This window comes from Leptospira harrisiae (assembly GCF_002811945.1).
GTDB classification, from domain to species: Bacteria; Spirochaetota; Leptospiria; order Leptospirales; family Leptospiraceae; genus Leptospira_A; species Leptospira_A harrisiae.
Genome location: NZ_NPDX01000006.1, coordinates 45,455 through 62,308 on the forward strand (window position 1 = coordinate 45,455; position 16,854 = coordinate 62,308).

Sequence of the window (16,854 nt, forward strand, 5' to 3'; positions counted from 1 at the left end):
TAGCTAAACCTTTTCTAGTACTATAAAGAAATACCGTCAAGAAAACATTTGATCAAAACTAAAAATAAAAGAAGATAGTGTAACCATGGCAAAAGAAGAACCTGAAAAAACTTTAGACCCAACCGACCAGTCTAACTTCCTCCAGTTGGATTTTGAAGTTTCCATTTTTGACCTCTTCAAACATTATTTCCAAGTCCGACTACGAGTCAAAACAGACCAACCAGAGTTAAACTTTTGTTTGCCCAGTTGGACCCCTGGTTCTTATATGATCCGCGACTATGGAACTCACCTCCATAAGTTTGAAGTTAGAAATTCAAAAACAAATGAACCAATCTTTTGGGAGATGGTAGATCTCCACAAATGGAAACTAAAAAACCTTCCGCAAGAATTCGAAATTTCATACATTATCTATGCTTTTGAAGATTTTACAGTAAGAACCAATTATTTAGAAACCGAGTTTGGATTCATCAACCCACCTGCTTTGTTTTTATACCCAGAAGGAAATTTAGAAAGGTCTAGTACAGTTCGGTTCCAGGTTTCGGAATATTTCCCATATATTTACTCTAGTTTGACTCGTAACCAAGAAGATCCTACTCTATTTCGTGCTGAGAACTTTGATGAATTGTTTGATTCACCATTCCAATTGAGTAAAAAAAATTCCGTATTTTTTACTGCTGGAACTACCAAACATGAATTACTAATAGAGGGCGATGTTAGTTTCGATTTTAAAACCAAGTTGGCAGAAGACTTAAAACGAATTACAGAAACACAAATTGAATGGATGATGGAAAGTCCAAATCCGTATTATTTATTTGTAGTAAACTTAAGTTTACCTGCATACGGAGGTCTGGAACACAGGGCCTCTAGTATCAATTACTTTAGCCCAGACCTTATATCTGATGAAGAAGAATATAAACGACTGCTTGAACTTTTATCACACGAATACTTTCATCTTTGGAATATCAAACGAATTCGGCCCATCGCCCTTGGTCCATTTGATTACCAAAAACCCAATCTAACACGTGAACTTTGGATCGCCGAAGGATTTACAAGTTTTTATGATGCTTATTTTCTGTTTCATTCAGGATTTCTCTCCAAAGAAGAATACATCTCTAAACTGCAATCAGACATTTTTTCATTAGAAGACAATGAAGCTGATAGCTGGATGAGCCTAGAAGAATCCTCTTTTACTGCATGGACAAAATACTACAAACGAAATGGGAACAGTCATAACATCACAGTCTCTTATTATACAAAGGGAGGTGTCCTTGCTTTATGTATGAACTTATTTTTATTAAAGGAATCACAGGAAAGAAAAACCATTCGTCACGTTTTCCATAAACTAAACGAAGTATTTGTCAAAACAAAACAAAGAGGATTCACCAAACAAGAGTTTTTTGACACGGTAAAAGATGTTACAGGAGTAGATTTAAAAATAGAATTTAATGAATATTTGGAAAATCCAAAACCAATTCCAATTGATCTGTATTTGGACATTATTGGGATCCGGAGGATTCAGACAGACCTTGTAGGAGAAACAGGATTCAAAACCAAAGAAAAAAATGGTAATTTATATGTTCAAAAACTCCTCCATAAATCGGATATAGATTCATTCGATCTTATGTTAGATGACGAAATCCTTGCTATCAATGGGAAACGAGCCACACAAACAACACTTCAAAATTTAGAAAAAAGCCTAAGACCGGGTGAAAAATTCCATCTTATCCTTTCTAGGGCAGGAAAAATCAAAGAATCAATGATGACAGCTTCCGGATATCACAAAACAAGAAAATTTGTGATCGCAGAAGACTGCACAGATGACAGAAAAGAACTAAGAGATTATTTTCTAAGGAATATCGTCTAAATGCCCGCTCTTTTTAATTATATTTTAACCCCTTCTAGTAAAGAAGAAGTGCTTCTTGACAGACCGCTTCCTCTCTCCCACAGACATCCTAAACATTGGATTCATATCACTGCTGAGAACGAAGAAAAACTTATGTTTCTCTTTCAAAAACATGATATCCATCAACTGACAATTGAAGACATTCTAAATCCCAACAGTAGGATCAAACTGGAAATTTTTCCTAATTATATATTTTTTGTCTTTCGTGGTTTTCATTTTGAAAGGAATCAACTTACCCAAAAGAACTTTAACTTCATTTTGACTCCAAACCAAATTATCTCTTTAACACTTGATTATCGTGATAGCATCGGTGATATCATTGACCAATGGAAAGTGAATAATAAAATTTTAGCCCGCGGGTATGAATTTGTTGTACATAAAATATTGGATATAGAAACAGATCATACCCTAGCAATCACCCAAAAAATCGAAGAACGAATCGAACATTTTGAAGACCAAATTTTTAGTAACGCCAAATCATTAGATATAAGTAACGTTTATAGTTTGAGAGCAAGTCTTCTTTCAATTAAAAAAGGAATGTTGCAAAACAAAGAAGTATTAGAAGATTTAGAAAAAATCAAAAACAGTTTTTTTAGCGATGAAGCAGATGCCTTCTTTCGAGATGTGAGAGACCATTCCCTCCGCATTTTGGAACTAGTAGATAGTAACATCGAATCCATATCCTCAGCACTAGAAGCTCATATCGCTATTTCCACACGCAAAACAAATGAGATAATGAAAATTCTTACTATCATGACTGCCATCATGTTGCCAATGTCCTTAGTTGCTGGTATCTATGGAATGAACTTCAGGCATATGCCCACTCTCGAATGGGAATACGGATTTATCACTGCGCTTGGAGCGATGGGATTTTTAGGAATTTTGATGTTACTTTATTTTAGAATTAAACGTTGGTATTAACTTTTAAATCAATCCACGAATTTGTACAAGAATTTCAGGATCTTCTACTGGAGGTTCCAATTCACCTCGGGTCCATTGGTTAAAAAGTTCCTTTAAACGTTTGTTAAGCGAGTCAAATTCAGGTGAGTTTGGAAAAAGAATGACCGAATTTGGTTTCACCGATTTTCCTGTTGTGGACACAAACGCAAAATCTGGAATCATTTTTTCCAAAGTTTCTGCTGAAAATGCAGGGTAGTTAGAACCCAACCAATCTACAGATGGCAAACAATTCTTTTGAAAATAAGCATCGCTAAGTGCTGACACTAGTGCTCTTTTCAGTTGTTGTTTGCGTTCTTTTTCAAATCGTTCTTCTCTTTCCCGTAGTTTCTTTTTAAAGAAATTTTCTCTCCGTTTTTGATATAAAAACTGACGATCCATTTGTGAATAAGTTAAAATTGATTTTGCTTTCGCATAACCGGAGTTTACTATTGGAGAGACCCCTAAATAATAAAAAAGTTTATAAAACCAAGGAATGTATTTGAAATACACTGACTGTAAATTTTTTCCATAAGTTTTTACAAATTCATCGTCTTTGAATAAAGGTTTTAATTCTTTTTCGTTTAACTCAATGATAGCTTTGAGATATAAAATATGTTCTGTCGTAAAACGATAGTTTTGAAAAATCAAATGATTGATGTCTTTGATGTTGTTTTGGTTATTATTCACAAAGACGGCAATTTTTGAATCCTGGTCATGCCATTCGGCTGAAAGAACTTTCGGATTTTTTCGGAGGAGATCTATAATGATAGTATCATGTTCATTATCTTTTTCTAAATTGATACGAAGGAGCCTAGAATCAAAATCGAATTGGCTATCCAACATTTTCATATACACTTTGAGGAGTCGGTCTACTTCTCTTTTTTTTTCTAACTCAGCATACTGGGCCGCCATCTCAGCCACTTTTCGTAAATTGTGAACGAGAGGATAAAAGCCGTTTTCTTTTAGAATTTCCTTAAACCCATACAACATTTCAATTTTAGAACGGATCAGGTCTATTTCGTTAGGTTCTGTATTCCCAGTCACTGGTGTAGATGTATGGATTCGATCAAAGGCCAACCTGATTTCTGTATCAAAAGCCTTTGCCAAAGGCTCCACTTTGGTCATCAAATATTCATTGGCAATATGTAGAAAATTAGCAGCCTCTATTTCAGGCACTGTATAAAACCCCACATGAGGAAGAACTATGATTTTTGGATCTGCATCTAATTCATCGATGATGAGCCCGCGAGAACGTTTTAACATTTCAGCTGACGGTTGTAAGGGGAACTGTTTTGGTTCCAACATTCGATCTAGTTCGTCACCAGACCCATCATCTTCTTTGTAATCAATGTCAGCGAGTTTGGTCAAAACATTTCGCCAAGTATCTTCTGTAAGAATCCTTTTTGCTTGGATGTATTGGTAAAAATGTTCGGTAGACCTTGCGATGAGTAACTTATAAGGTTCTTCCAAGGGCATTCCACCAGGAAGTCCGACTAAAAAATTGACAAACCGCAACTCACCTACATCGGAATCAAATTTAATTTCAAAAAGTTGAGTGGTGAGTCCGTAATCAATGAGTTGCCACATTGCATCCAAAGCAGTTTCACGATCCATTTTTAGTTTTTCAAAATTGGAGTCTGTGGGCCGAAACAAATGGCCAGCCTCAATATTTTCCCTTGAACTTTGGATTTCCACTGTCTTCATAATGGACAATGCTTCTTTTTGTAGGATGATCCCAGAAGACCTTCCTAAGGTTTCCTTCGTCGTCAGTTGTAAAAAATGATCGTGCGGAGGTGATATTCTCATGGGTTTGTATTAAATGGCAGTGAGTCCGCCGTCGACAGTCCAATTGGATCCAGAAATATAACCGGATTCTTTTTGAAGGAGGAAATTAACCACACGAGCAATTTCCGAAGGTTCAGCTATTCTCCTAACGGGTGTTTTGTTGACAATTTTAGTTTTATGATCCATTATTTGGTCTTCCTGGATTCCCATATTTGTATCCACATAACCGGGACTAACTGCATTGGCTGTGATTCCAAATTTTCCCCATTCATCAGCTATGGAACGAATCAGCCCAACTAACCCATGTTTGGAGGATGAATATGCGACGGAATTTGCTGAACCCACAATAGACAATGAAGAAGCAATCGCAACAATCCTTCCAAAATTTTGTTTTTGAAAGATTGGCAACAGGAATTTAGACAAAAGAAATAAACTACCTAAATTGATTCGAAAAATAGATTCCCACTCTTCAATGGAAACATCTGTGATGGGATGATAGGGCCCACCAAAACCAGCACTGTGGACAATGCCATACAGTTCCCCTGCACCTGAACTTTCCTCAATGATCTTTGCGAGACTTCTTTCCACAACAAAGGGAGTTTCTGCCAAATCCACTTCTCTATACGTCTCCTGGAGGATGGGAGATTTTGGCCGGACTTTGTCCAAATTCCAAACAGAAAACCCCGCAAGGACAAGGGTTCTAACGATTTCTCGTCCAATCCCTCCACTGCCACCGGTCACGAGTACGATCGATTCCTTAAATTCCATGGGAACTATAAAATTCCTTTTCTTGGGGTAATGGATAAGTCATCTACAAAGAGAGATTTAGGCAAGTGGGAAATACTCCACAAATACTCGGAAATGTCCGAAATAGAAACCATATCATTCTTGTCAAACTGGGGTCTTGTATCCCAAATCTCAGTGGCAACTGCCCCAAGACTCACATGAACTACCTTCGTTCCCAAAGGTTTCCACTCTTCCCGGAGGGCACGTGCCATTCCAAGAACTGCATGTTTGGACGCACAATAGGCTACGGATTCTGGAAATCCTTGTTTTCCCGCAGTGGAACCTAAAAACACAAAGGTAGAATTTCGAAACAAAGAAAGAAGGGGAGCAAATGCCTTCGAAAGTAAGATTAGAGAATGGACATTCAATTGGAAATGAGAGGTAAGTTCTTCTTCTCTAAGGCCAGTAATTGGCCCAAAAACCCCGTCGCCAAGGGCAAAATAAACGACCAAATTCGTATTCTGCAAAGAAGAGGAAGTTTTGTTTGTTTGAGATCCATATTTGGAAACGAGAGCAGACTGAAATTTTTCTAAATCATTTGGATTTTTAGCATCCAAAACAAAAGTCCCATTGCCCTTCTCTGAAAATTGAGAAAGATCTAAACTTCCCTTTCTAGAAAAACCAAAGAGTGCCACTGATGGGTCTTCTAAAAAACGTTTGTGAAGCCCTTGTCCAATTCCGGAACCAATTCCAAAAATATAAACATGGGCATCCCTCTTCATATCCGTCTTGCCATCACTTGCAAAAGAAAATGAACCGCTTCCAAATGTTTATTGGCTTCAGCCACTGATTTTCCCCAAACGGTAGGCCCATGGCCTTCAATGAGTAAAAAAGGAACTTGAGGTATCCCTTTCGTTTCAATGTAACGTTTGATTTCCGAAGCTATGGTTGGCACATTGGTGTGGTTATAAAAAACAGGAAACGTAAGGTTCGGTTTTTCATCCCAAATCCCAAACGCTTTGATGATTTCAATCGGAGGGAGAGGAAGTTCCCGAAACCCCTCTTCTTTTCCAATTCCAAATTCTAACAAATTAGAATCCAGAGTATGGACATGAAGGGCTGCACAAGCATCAGGAATTTTCGAATACACCACCTGATGGATGCTAGTTTCTGCAGAAGGTTTGAGGCCTTCTCCCGCAGAAACTAAGGTTCCGTCTTCCACAGAAACAGAAACAAAGTCAGTTTCTGTCAGTTCTCCCTTATGTTTCCCAGAAGCAGTGATCCAAAATGTATTTCCTGTACGTGCAGAGAGATTTCCAGCAGTGGCATACATCCACTGCCTTTCATAATAGGTATGGGAAAGTTTAGTCAGTGCTTTTAAGTAAGGGAGAGAATCCAAATCTATTTGTTCACGCGCTCCACGTAAGTCAAATCTCGAAGGTCAATTTTAACAGTGTCTCCCTGTTTGATAAAGATGGGAACTTGAACTTCTCCACCAGTTTCCACAGTCACTCGTTTGAGTGCAAGACCTGTTGTATCCCCTTTGAGACCATCTTCTGCATAAGTCACTTCCAATATAGCAAAGTTAGGAGGTGTGACACCGATTGGTTTGTCATTGTAAAACGAAACTTCCACCGGAGTTTCTTCTTTCATAAATGGAAGGATATCTTCCACATAATCTTTGGAAACAGGGATCTGTTCGTAATCGTTGATATCCATAAAAATGATTTGGTCACCGTCTGCGTAACAATACTGCATTTTACGACGTTCCAAATCCACACTTTCTAATTTTTCAGCCGCTTTGAAGGTTCTTTCAATGGAAGAATCGCGGACAATGTTTTTCAGTTTGGTACGGATGAATGCAGAACCCTTTCCTGGGTTCACAAACTCTGTTTTGACGACGGAATAAAGCTCATTTTCGATCTTGAGGATCATTCCTTTTTTTACTTCTGTAATGCCTAAGTTCATAATTTCGTTACTCGTAAACAAAATCCGAGGGACTTGGCCATGTGTCAACCGAAGTATGGTTATAAGCGATGACTTGGTCGGATTGGAAATGGCAATTACAAAACCGAATCACTACCCTAGGAGATTTGGAAGAAAAACTGACTCTTACTGATGAAGAGAGGGAAAGTTTTGCACCTGCATTGGCAGATTTTAGTTTTGCTGTCACCCCGTACTATTTAGAACAAATCGATCAAAAGAATCCCAACTGCCCTATTCGCAAACAAGTCCTTCCACGTGCAGGTGAATTGAAAAAAAATCCCAATGAAGTGGAAGACCCTTTGGCAGAAGAAAGATATATGCCCGTCAAAGGAGTGACCCATAGATACCCGGACCGTGCCATTTGGTATATTTCTCATGTATGTGCTGTATATTGTAGGTTTTGTACAAGGAAACGAAAGGTGTCTGACCCAGAAGAAACTCCCAATCGCAACGAATGGGAAAAAGCATTAGAATACTTTCGCACACATACGGAACTACGTGAGGTCATTTTGTCCGGCGGTGACCCCCTTACCCTCTCTGATTCTTCCCTTGATTATCTTTTGGGTGAGTTAAAATCCATCCCCCATCTCAACCAAATACGAATCCATTCCCGTCATCCAGTTACGATGCCCATGCGACTTACTGAATCGCTTGCATCTGTATTTGCAAAATATTTTCCCCTGTATATGGTCACTCATTTCAACCATCCAAATGAAATCACAGAAGAGACTAAAATGTATGTTATGCGAATGATAAAAGCAGGACACCTTTCTATTTTCAATCAAACTGTATTGCTATCTGGAATCAATGATGATGAAAAAGTATTATCCGAACTAAATTACAAACTCATATCCATCGGGATCAAACCTTATTACCTCCACCAATGTGATGAAGTGTTTGGAAGTTCTGATTTTGTTGTGCCTATTGAACGAGGGATTGAAATCTATAGAAAACTCCGTGGTTTCCATTCAGGTATAACGATTCCTAGTTATGTAAAAGACTTAACGGGTGGTGGAGGTAAGGTCCTTCTTTCACCAGACTATTTCCAAAAGAAAACAAAAGATGGATACCTTTTCCAAAATTATTTAGGAGATGAATATGAAGTGGGTCATTAAAATCACTTCCATTTTTTCATTAATGTTTGTGATGGCCTGCCAATCAGACAAAAAAATTCGTTTGGACAATAAAGAAATGATCCAAACACCAATCCCAAAACTGGAACCAAACAAAAACCACCTAACAAAAGAACTTCGCCTTACCTACCATGCAGTTTGGGTAGCAAAAGAAAATTTTGAACTTCTTAAATCTGGATCAATATTTGGTACCGGAAATAGTTATGAAATTAATTTGGAAACAGGTGGGAAAATCCGGTGGATGAGATTGTCCTCCACCGACAGAGAAAACCAGTCTCAATTTCCTTATTTCTACAAAGACGAAATCCAAAATCCAGATGTTTCGTATTTTGTTTGGGGAAACAAAAAATGTAGTGTCCTTGTGTTTTCACTTCCCGACGGGAAACTCTACGGTCGTTGGGAGGGTGTCCATAACGGATTTTTACTAGTATTTGAAACCGTTATATCAAATGAAAAGGCAGCAAAAGAACTGGCAAAAGAACTCCATCAGATCGTACAACAATCTTTGGAGCTATATTAGGCCCTTTCATTTTTCGCAAAGCCCTACTTTTTTTGAAAAAAAGATTAGGCAAATAGGCAGTGGCCGTTAGTCTTTGGGGAGAAGATTTATGTGGTTAAAATTAGGTGAATCGGAAGTTATTAATTTGGATTACGTTGCCTCCATCAAAAAAAATCCCAACCAACCTTCCATTGAAATCATTTACCAAGATCTCAATAATGTAAAATCCTTACCTTTCCCTGGCAAAGAGGAACGCGATCGCGCCTTCAAAGCCATTTTAGAAAACCTCTCCCGAATGAAATTATACTTTGAATGAACTATGGAATTTGAAGCACTAAACCCTAATCTCTATGCACAAGTATTGGATGAATTAGAAATCATCCCGTCGACAAAACCCTACCAAATTCTTTTTTACGGATCCAGAGAAAGGGGAGATTTTCATCCCGAATCCGATCTCAATTTTTATTTGGTAGCACATTCTACTGATCAAATGAAGTCGCAATTTATCGAATCGATTTCGCGCGCCTTACAGAAATTAGAGGATGTGGCTCCAGTGAATATGATCGCCGGAGATGCGGACTCGCTTCGCCACAGAATTAAAATTTCTGAACCTGGAAGTTTGCAACTGATGGAAGCCTCATCGGTTTTTTTCGGGGAAGGATTATTTGAAGATCTAAAATCCGATTGGGAAAAATGGAAACAAAGAGCAATTCCAAAATCAGATCTCATTGCTTATTTAGAAAAACGAATTCGATTTTTCAAACAACAGGTCACTAGAAATACCAAAGACGAAATCTCTCAATTAGAAAGGATTACAACTCTCACACTTCATATTTGGGCATTACAAAACATCCATGACCTCACTCATATTGAACTTTTAAAAATGGATACCCCAGATCAGGTAGCTCCCTTATTCACCAATCTCTACAGAAAAGAAATGGAAGATTCGATTTGGGAACTTTTGGAGTTACAAACTCGCGTTCGAAAATTGAAAGTGGACATTCGTTGGAAACGAGAAGTGTCTAGAGAAGACATTCACGAAACCAAATACAAACTCATCTCCTTACGTAAAGATGAGGAGTTTATGATGAATCTTTGGGCATAAACCAAAGATTCATAAAGACCGACGACCTGTTTTGATTTTAGCGGATCACAACTAAGTGATTCCACCATCCTTTACTTGTTTTTTTCTAATTCCGCAAACTCTGAAAGATAAGATCCGTATCCTCTTTCTTTAAGTTTTTCTTTGGGAATAAACTCCATTGACGCCGAATTCATACAATAGCGTTTGTTTGTTGGTGCTGGCCCATCATCAAATACATGACCCAAATGAGAATTTGCTTTTTTGGAACGTACCTCCGTTCGTGTCATCCCATAAGAATTGTCTGTCACCTCAATTACGTTTTCTTTGACTAGTGGTTTTGAAAAACTTGGCCATCCTGTACCAGATTCAAATTTATCCTTCGAACTAAAAAGTGGTTCTTTGGAAACAATGTCTACGTAGATACCTTCTTTGTGATTGTCCCAATATTCATTTCGAAAAGCAGGTTCCGTCTCCTCTTCTTGAGTGACTCGATACTGAAGGTCAGTTAGTTTTTTTCTTAGTTCCGGGTTTTCTGTTTTTTTTGGTGGATGAGAAGATGTTTCCATACAAGAGGAAAGTAAGATCAATCCGAATGCCAAAAAGAACAAAAGCAAAATGGTAGAAAGGAAACGATTCATGGAGTTTAGACTGGGAGAAAAGAAAATTTTACTTTCCTTTGGGCGAAAATAATTTCGTCTAAACTTCGTATGCTGATTGCTCCTTTACCAAAGAATGAGACAGCGCGCCTTTTGGCATTGAAAAGGCTAGAAATTCTCGATACACCGGAAGAGGAGATGTTTGATGAAATTACAAGTCTTGCTTCCATGATTTGTAATGCACCCATTTCTTTAGTCAGCCTTATCGATGAAACAAGGCAATGGTTCAAATCCCACCATGGATTGAACACACGAGAAACTCCAAGGTCCCTCGCTTTTTGTTCTCATGCTATTTTAGGGGATGAACTTTTTTTAATTCCCAACGCCAAAGAAGATTTACGTTTTCAAAACAACCCCCTGGTCAACGAGGCACCCAATGTCATATTTTATGCTGGGATTCCTCTAGCATTGGATGACCAGATCAAACTGGGAACTCTTTGTGTCATTGATAACAAACCGAGAGAACTGAGTGCCGACCAAATCCAAATGTTGAAGTTACTAGGAAAACAAACCGTTCGTTTGTTACAAATGCGTAAAGATAGAGATAGATTGGAAATTGAAAAACGTTCGGCAGAAAGAGCAACGGCAGCCAAACGAGATTTTATCGCTGCCATTAGTCATGATATCCGTAACCCATTAAATTCTCTTCTTGGTATGTCGGAGATGATCAGAGATACAGAGATGACTCCAACCATTCTTAGTTATGTAGACCATATTAAAAATGCAGGAGAAGTCATTTTACATTTAGTCAACGATACGATTGAACTCTCAAGACTGGAAGAAAGCGAAAGTTCATTGAACAATGAATGGTTTCATTTGGGCCAATGTTTATCTATTTTTAATTTATTTTTCATTGAAGAAACAAAACGTAAAAAAATTGAATTTAAATTAAACAACAATGTTTCTAATCAAACTTTCTTATTATCCGATTTACGTAAAATGGAAAAAATCATTTGGAACCTAACTGCCAATGCAGTTAAGTTTACTTCAAAAGGAAGTGTTCAATGTGTAGTTGATTTAGAAATTAAAACAGAAACAAATGCAATTTTACACATACAAATCAAAGACACGGGACCAGGCATTTCGCCTGAAGTTAAAAACAAACTCTTTCAAAAATACAATGAATTTCTACCTGAAGGTTGCGAAATCTCGGGCTCAGGTCTTGGTTTATCTATCGTGAAACTTTCCTTAGAAGAGTTAGGTGGTAGCATAGAAGTTGATTCAGAAGTTGGAATTGGTTCTAGTTTCAAAGTAAAAATTCCAGTAGTTTGGAAAAAGGAAGAAGATCCAAAACTCACTTCAAATCATAAAACAAAAAAAGTTACGTCACTTCCAAGTTTTCAAAAAACTTTAAAAGTCTTAATTGCTGATGACAATGAACTCAACCGAAAAGTGCTTCGTAGTTATCTTAAATCCCTACCTATTGAAGTGACCGAGACAAATAACGGTATTGATACACTAAGAGAACTGGACCATTCCCAGTTTGATATTGCTTTTTTGGATATCGAAATGCAGGGAAAACATGGAACAGAAATTGCGAAATCACTTTCAGGAAAACCCCATCGACCAATACTCTTTGCATGCACAGGCCTTTGTATGCCGGAAGAGAAAAACCTAATTTTGGCATCAGGATTTGATTACTTTATGCCCAAACCCTATCTCAAAGAAGAACTATATGCCCATCTAACGGAAATCGCACAAAAAAGCCGATAAACCTGGCCTTGGAGGTTCAGGTATTTTTACCTTTCTTTTTTAGGCCGTTTTTTTATTGTATCCTATTTCCATGACTAAGAATGACACCGAAGTTGGAAATGACTTCCAATCCTTCGGATTACGTCCTGAAATACTACAAGGAATCACTGATGCAGGCTTCGAATCACCAAGCCCTATCCAAAAACAAGCGATTCCGCTCGTATTGGAAGGAAAAGATTTAATCGCACAAGCGCAGACCGGAACCGGAAAAACTGCAGCTTACGGACTCCCCTGTTTGAACCGAATTAGTGTGAACGATGGCATGCAAGTGCTTGTCCTCACTCCAACTCGTGAACTTGCCCTGCAAGTATCTGATGAACTGTTTAAATTGGGAAAACATTTAGGAATCAAAACCACCACAATCTATGGTGGAAGTTCCTATTCTAAACAAATCACACAAGTGGCCAAAGGTGCCCAAGTTGCCGTTGCAACTCCAGGAAGACTTCTCGACCTATTGAAAGGTAAGGAACTTAAAAACTTCAAACCTTCAATGGTGATATTGGATGAAGCAGATGAAATGCTCGATATGGGCTTTATGGATGATATTGAATCCATCTTTAATCTACTGCCAACCAAACGACAAACTTTACTTTTCTCCGCAACAATGCCGGAGCCGATTAAGAAGTTGGCAAGTAAATACCAAACGCACCCTGCTCATGTAAAAATTGCAGCAACAGAAAAATCTTCTAAAAACATCGAACAAGTGTACTACGTGATTGATGAAGCAGAACGTGAAATTTCTGTAGTTCGAATTTTGGATTATGAAAATCCATTTAAGGCAATCATCTTCACAAAAACGAAGAAAGAAGCTGATGATTTAAAATCAACTCTCAGTTTTAAAGGATACCCTGTGGAAGCACTTCACGGAGATCTAAACCAAAAACAAAGAGAACAAGTTTTAAAAAGTCTTCATGATGGCCGAGTGAAGATCCTTGTTGCAACTGACGTTGCCGCTCGTGGACTTGATGTAAAAGATTTGTCACTTGTGATCAACTACCACCTACCTTTTGATAGCGAAAGTTATACTCATAGAATTGGTCGTACAGGTCGTGCCGGAAAATCAGGAAAAGCTGTGACTCTTGTGACAACCAGAGAATCTCGTGCTCTCATCCGACTCAAAGGAACTTCTGGAACCAATTTGACTATTGCAGCTCTTCCAACCAAAAAGGAAGTACTCGCAAGAAGAGAAGAAGACTTTTTAAACAAAGTTGTGGAAACAGAAATCCATGCAGACGCAGAAGAAGTTTTAGAAAAACTTTTGAAGTTAGACGACAAACGTTCGTTAGCTTTAAAACTCCTTTCGACTATGCTTGATAAAACCAAAATCAGTGGACCGGAAAAAATCGGAAAAACACCTGCAGAATGGAGCGAAATGCCTCCTGGTGGTGGATCTGGTGGAAGACGGCGTCGTGATGAAGGTGGATCTGGTGGCGGCGGTCGCGGTGGTTACCGTGGTGGAAGATCCAACAGTGACAGAGGGGAAAGGAGCGAACGCGGAGAACGCAGTGAGCGAGGTGGGGATTCCCGCCGTAGCAGCTCACCCTCTTCTAAAAAAGAAGGTGGCGTTTACGTAAAGGCTGCCGGGAAAAAAACTCAGCGTTTTCGAAACAAGTAGTGGCTCACAAACCACTCTTCACCGTTTCGGTAACCCCATAACTCAGCACAGGCGAGAAAGAAAACTTTCCAATAAACAAACCATTTGGTTTTTTCTTTTTCGCCGTAAGTACTGGCAAGGATAGGCAAAAGTTTATCCTTGTTTTGGGTCATATTATCATACCAAGCTTCACTTGTTCTCGCATAATGAGTTCCATTCACAACCCAATGGTTTTCGATAAGGAAATCTTTTTGGAAGTATAAAAATAGATCATCCGAAGGCATCTGCCCACCAGTAAAAAAATACTTCGCCATCCAATCCGTTTCATCAATGACTTCAAATGGATAAGCAAATTCTCTATGAGTGAAGATATGTACAAAAAACTTTCCATCCGCCACAAGAAACTTAGATAGTTTTTCAAAGAGTTTTTCGTAGTTTTTCATATGTTCTAACATTTCTACAGAAACAATCCGATCAAACTTGTCCTTGGTAGTAAAATCGTTCATATCTTTAGTGATGATGGTTAGATTTTTTAATCCACGTTCTTTGGCTCGTTTGTCTATGAACTCTTTTTGTGTACGCGAGTTGGATACACCTGTAACTTTTGATTTCGGAAATTTTTCTGCGATATAGAGAGATATACTCCCCCAACCACATCCTAAATCCAAAACTTTCATTCCATTCTGAATCTCTGCACGTTCTACCGTGATTCGTAACATCTCTTCTTCGGATTCAGCAAAACTTGTATCGAGAGTGGGCCAATACCCAGAAGAATACTTCATCCTAGGTCCCATTACATACGTAAAAAAATCGCTGGGGACTTCGTAATGTTGTTCGTTTGCCGCATCCGTATGTACGGCAATCGGAGATTTTTTTAACTCGTTCACATAATTCATTTTATGTTGGAGCCCAGCCGTAACATTCTCTTTTCTTTCTTGTTTGATTCGCAAATTCAAAAGTTGACGGATGCGAAATCGAATGAGCCAATCAGGAAAGATATCCTTTTCTAGCAGTGCGTTGATACTAAAAGAAGAACCTTCTTCTTTTTTGGAAGAATCCGTAAAATTCATGTTTTATCCTTTATTATTTTTGTTTTGGGAACCAGGGGAAAAATGCATTTGTGGTGCGCATATATTCGCGAAAACCATCTCCTTTGGAAAGAAGGGAATATTTTTCTGCAAAAGGAACACCGGAAACAAATCGTAACAATACAAACATAAAGACTGGTGTAAATAGGGAAAGGGCTGCCCAAGGTGCAGAAAGAATCGGAATGATCCCAATTCCAAGCCAGATCACCCATTCAAAAAAATAATTGGGATGTCTTGTGTACTTCCAAAGTCCTAGATCACAAACTTTCCCTTTGTTTTTTGGATCTGATACAAATTTGTGAAGGTCCCTATCAGCGATTCCTTCCCCGATGACTCCCACTACAAAAAAAATCCAACCAAGAACTACCATTAAATACCCGTTAGGTCCCATCATCCCGGAGTTGGGAAATAAGTTCCACTGCGCGGCAAAGTAAAAAGGAAAAGAAAGAAAAAGTGCGAGAAACCCTTGTAATAGAAACACATTGGTAAACATCTTCTGATGGACTTTGTCGCCGTAGTCCTTTCGAAATCCAGCGTACCTTTTGTCTTCAGGATGGTTTGTACGGATGCGTGTCCAATATAGAAACCCAGACAAACGAAGGGCCCAAATCCAAACAGGAATGAGCACTGCCCATTTCGCAAAAACAGTCCCAGTGCCAAAAAAAACGAGAACACTCGCAATTCCAGCGATGACAAGCCCCCAACCCACATCGATGACGGCATAGTTATCTCTGGATTTTCCCCAAAACCACATGAGAGTCATCAATAGAAATGTGAATATAACAGCAGTTAAATACGAAAAAAATAAATTTTCCAAAGGTTAGACAATCTCCCTATACCTTGGTTTAGACAGGATTCAGTGTGATTTGAAGTCCTCATAAAGTTTTTTATATAGAATTTTTTCTAAAAACTTAGGAGAGAAAAATCGCATCCATTCCAAAAATTTTCCTGACAAGTTGAATGTGACAAGCCTTGCTTCTTTGTCTTTAGCAACAGACATTAAAACATGAGCTACTTCTTTTGCACTCTTTCGTTTTCCTTTTGCGGGTGCCTCCGATAAAGTCCCACCGGATGCGTCAAGGCCAGATGTTCTAAGCGCCGTGTCCGTATAGGGAACACATACAAGGGAAACACCAAGTCCCGATTCTAAGTTTTCGATCCGAAGAGATTCGAGTGCCGCATGTAAGGCAGACTTAGATGCGGAGTATGCCGCACGCCCAGGCACTCCATAGAGAGCAGAGACTGTGGATGTGGTGACAATATTTCCTTTGGCAGTAAGAAGAAGAGGTAAAAGCCCACGGATGAATTGGATGGGGCCAAAAAAATTCGTAGCAAAGGTTTTGCGATACACATCCATCGAAAGGGAATCAAAACGACCATGTGCAGTGATTCCTGCGTTATTAAACAAAACATCAATTTTAGAAACTTCCTTTCCAATCCATTCGGTGGCATCTAATACAGAAGTAGGATCCGCAAGATCACAAGCAACTCGGTGAATGATAACACCGTCGTGTTTGTTTTTGGGTTCGGAAATTTCTGCAGCCCTTCTTGCTACAAGGACAAGTTCACAGGGAAAGGTAGCCAATTCTTCATACAATGCCTTGCCGATCCCACTTGTTGCTCCAGTGATCACTACCACCCTATCGTTCCAAAAATCTTTATTCATAAGGCCCCTTTCTTCTGATTCCCACTCGACAAAGGATAAGGAC

At 38.7% G+C, this 16,854-nt stretch carries 17 protein-coding genes; 8 read left to right on the forward strand and 9 right to left on the reverse strand.

Translation table 11 applies throughout. The features are described 5' to 3' along the window. Positions 1–85 precede the first annotated feature (85 nt). Both CH364_RS16370 and CH364_RS16375 read left to right on the forward strand, forming a co-directional pair. Positions 86–1,864, forward strand: a complete 1,779-nt coding sequence (locus CH364_RS16370; protein WP_100744948.1) for a M61 family metallopeptidase — start codon at positions 86–88, stop codon at positions 1,862–1,864. Further along, positions 1,865–2,824, forward strand: coding sequence for a magnesium transporter CorA family protein (locus CH364_RS16375; protein WP_100744947.1), 960 nt, complete (start codon positions 1,865–1,867; stop codon positions 2,822–2,824). Positions 2,825–2,827: 3 nt separating this feature from the next. On the opposite strand, the gene CH364_RS16380 is transcribed toward CH364_RS16375, so the two are convergent. The 5 genes from CH364_RS16380 to efp are packed head-to-tail and all read right to left on the reverse strand — an operon-like array spanning position 2,828 to position 7,321. Further along, complete coding sequence (locus tag CH364_RS16380; protein WP_100744946.1) at positions 2,828–4,648, reverse strand: hypothetical protein; 1,821 nt, start codon at positions 4,646–4,648, stop codon at positions 2,828–2,830. A 9-nt stretch (positions 4,649–4,657) separates the two neighbouring features. Continuing rightward, the gene (locus tag CH364_RS16385; protein WP_100744945.1) at positions 4,658–5,395 is read right to left on the reverse strand and encodes an SDR family NAD(P)-dependent oxidoreductase; all 738 of its coding nucleotides are present in this window, start codon (positions 5,393–5,395) and stop codon (positions 4,658–4,660) included. Between the two features lie 5 nt (positions 5,396–5,400). Beyond that, positions 5,401–6,135: an SDR family oxidoreductase gene (locus CH364_RS16390; RefSeq protein ID WP_100744944.1), complete on the reverse strand. Its 735-nt coding sequence runs from the start codon at positions 6,133–6,135 to the stop codon at positions 5,401–5,403. Then, entirely contained in the window at positions 6,132–6,752 is a 621-nt protein-coding gene (gene mtnB / locus CH364_RS16395) for a methylthioribulose 1-phosphate dehydratase (RefSeq protein ID WP_100744943.1), read from the reverse strand. The genes CH364_RS16390 and mtnB overlap by 4 nt, the downstream gene beginning before the upstream one ends. Before the next feature lie 2 nt (positions 6,753–6,754). After that, complete coding sequence (gene efp / locus CH364_RS16400) at positions 6,755–7,321, reverse strand: elongation factor P (RefSeq protein WP_100744942.1); 567 nt, start codon at positions 7,319–7,321, stop codon at positions 6,755–6,757. 68 nt (positions 7,322–7,389) lie between these two features. Here efp and CH364_RS16405 point away from each other — a divergent pair, with 68 nt between their 5' ends. The 4 genes from CH364_RS16405 (at position 7,390) to CH364_RS16420 (ending at position 10,076) form a co-directional block, all read left to right on the forward strand. Continuing rightward, positions 7,390–8,454, forward strand: coding sequence for a KamA family radical SAM protein (locus CH364_RS16405; protein WP_100744941.1), 1,065 nt, complete (start codon positions 7,390–7,392; stop codon positions 8,452–8,454). Continuing rightward, the gene (locus tag CH364_RS16410; protein ID WP_100744940.1) at positions 8,438–8,992 is read left to right on the forward strand and encodes a hypothetical protein; all 555 of its coding nucleotides are present in this window, start codon (positions 8,438–8,440) and stop codon (positions 8,990–8,992) included. Before CH364_RS16405 ends, CH364_RS16410 begins: the two co-directional genes overlap by 17 nt. An 88-nt stretch (positions 8,993–9,080) precedes the next feature. Continuing rightward, complete coding sequence (locus tag CH364_RS16415; protein ID WP_004787999.1) at positions 9,081–9,287, forward strand: hypothetical protein; 207 nt, start codon at positions 9,081–9,083, stop codon at positions 9,285–9,287. A gap of 3 nt (positions 9,288–9,290) precedes the next feature. Then, on the forward strand, positions 9,291–10,076 hold the full coding sequence (locus CH364_RS16420; protein ID WP_100744939.1) for a hypothetical protein: 786 nt from the start codon (positions 9,291–9,293) through the stop codon (positions 10,074–10,076). A gap of 71 nt (positions 10,077–10,147) precedes the next feature. Here the strand turns inward: CH364_RS16420 and msrB are convergent, their stop codons facing one another. Next, complete coding sequence (msrB, locus tag CH364_RS16425; protein ID WP_100744938.1) at positions 10,148–10,693, reverse strand: peptide-methionine (R)-S-oxide reductase MsrB; 546 nt, start codon at positions 10,691–10,693, stop codon at positions 10,148–10,150. A 69-nt stretch (positions 10,694–10,762) separates the two neighbouring features. On the opposite strand from msrB, the gene CH364_RS16430 reads away from it, so the two are divergent. Together CH364_RS16430 and CH364_RS16435 are read left to right on the forward strand one after the other, a co-directional pair. Next, positions 10,763–12,424: an ATP-binding response regulator gene (locus CH364_RS16430; protein WP_100744937.1), complete on the forward strand. Its 1,662-nt coding sequence runs from the start codon at positions 10,763–10,765 to the stop codon at positions 12,422–12,424. 70 nt (positions 12,425–12,494) lie between these two features. Continuing rightward, positions 12,495–14,078, forward strand: coding sequence for a DEAD/DEAH box helicase (locus tag CH364_RS16435; RefSeq protein WP_100745058.1), 1,584 nt, complete (start codon positions 12,495–12,497; stop codon positions 14,076–14,078). On the opposite strand, the gene CH364_RS16440 is transcribed toward CH364_RS16435, so the two are convergent. From CH364_RS16440 to CH364_RS16450, 3 genes are read right to left on the reverse strand one after another with little or no spacing between them, the layout of a single operon-like run. Further along, a complete protein-coding gene (locus CH364_RS16440) occupies positions 14,057–15,127 on the reverse strand; it encodes an SAM-dependent methyltransferase (protein WP_100744936.1) in 1,071 nt (356 codons plus the stop codon). The two genes, CH364_RS16435 and CH364_RS16440, sit on opposite strands and share 22 nt — an antisense overlap. Before the next feature lie 13 nt (positions 15,128–15,140). Continuing rightward, on the reverse strand, positions 15,141–15,962 hold the full coding sequence (locus tag CH364_RS16445) for a DUF1295 domain-containing protein (RefSeq protein ID WP_100744935.1): 822 nt from the start codon (positions 15,960–15,962) through the stop codon (positions 15,141–15,143). Between the two features lie 39 nt (positions 15,963–16,001). Further along, positions 16,002–16,811, reverse strand: coding sequence for an SDR family NAD(P)-dependent oxidoreductase (locus tag CH364_RS16450; protein WP_100745057.1), 810 nt, complete (start codon positions 16,809–16,811; stop codon positions 16,002–16,004). Positions 16,812–16,854: the final 43 nt, after the last annotated feature.

Coding starts and splice junctions, on each gene's coding strand:
- CH364_RS16430 (WP_100744937.1), top strand. CDS start 10,763: ATGCTGATTGCTCCTTTACCAAAGAATGAGACAGCGCGCCTTTTGGCA.
- CH364_RS16435 (WP_100745058.1), top strand. CDS start 12,495: ATGACTAAGAATGACACCGAAGTTGGAAATGACTTCCAATCCTTCGGA.
- CH364_RS16405 (WP_100744941.1), top strand. CDS start 7,390: ATGACTTGGTCGGATTGGAAATGGCAATTACAAAACCGAATCACTACC.
- CH364_RS16375 (WP_100744947.1), top strand. CDS start 1,865: ATGCCCGCTCTTTTTAATTATATTTTAACCCCTTCTAGTAAAGAAGAA.
- CH364_RS16390 (WP_100744944.1), bottom strand. CDS start 6,135: ATGAAGAGGGATGCCCATGTTTATATTTTTGGAATTGGTTCCGGAATT.
- msrB (WP_100744938.1), bottom strand. CDS start 10,693: ATGAATCGTTTCCTTTCTACCATTTTGCTTTTGTTCTTTTTGGCATTC.
- CH364_RS16420 (WP_100744939.1), top strand. CDS start 9,291: ATGGAATTTGAAGCACTAAACCCTAATCTCTATGCACAAGTATTGGAT.
- CH364_RS16415 (WP_004787999.1), top strand. CDS start 9,081: ATGTGGTTAAAATTAGGTGAATCGGAAGTTATTAATTTGGATTACGTT.
- CH364_RS16370 (WP_100744948.1), top strand. CDS start 86: ATGGCAAAAGAAGAACCTGAAAAAACTTTAGACCCAACCGACCAGTCT.
- CH364_RS16410 (WP_100744940.1), top strand. CDS start 8,438: ATGAAGTGGGTCATTAAAATCACTTCCATTTTTTCATTAATGTTTGTG.
- efp (WP_100744942.1), bottom strand. CDS start 7,321: ATGAACTTAGGCATTACAGAAGTAAAAAAAGGAATGATCCTCAAGATC.
- CH364_RS16450 (WP_100745057.1), bottom strand. CDS start 16,811: ATGAATAAAGATTTTTGGAACGATAGGGTGGTAGTGATCACTGGAGCA.
- CH364_RS16380 (WP_100744946.1), bottom strand. CDS start 4,648: ATGAGAATATCACCTCCGCACGATCATTTTTTACAACTGACGACGAAG.
- CH364_RS16385 (WP_100744945.1), bottom strand. CDS start 5,395: ATGGAATTTAAGGAATCGATCGTACTCGTGACCGGTGGCAGTGGAGGG.
- CH364_RS16440 (WP_100744936.1), bottom strand. CDS start 15,127: ATGAATTTTACGGATTCTTCCAAAAAAGAAGAAGGTTCTTCTTTTAGT.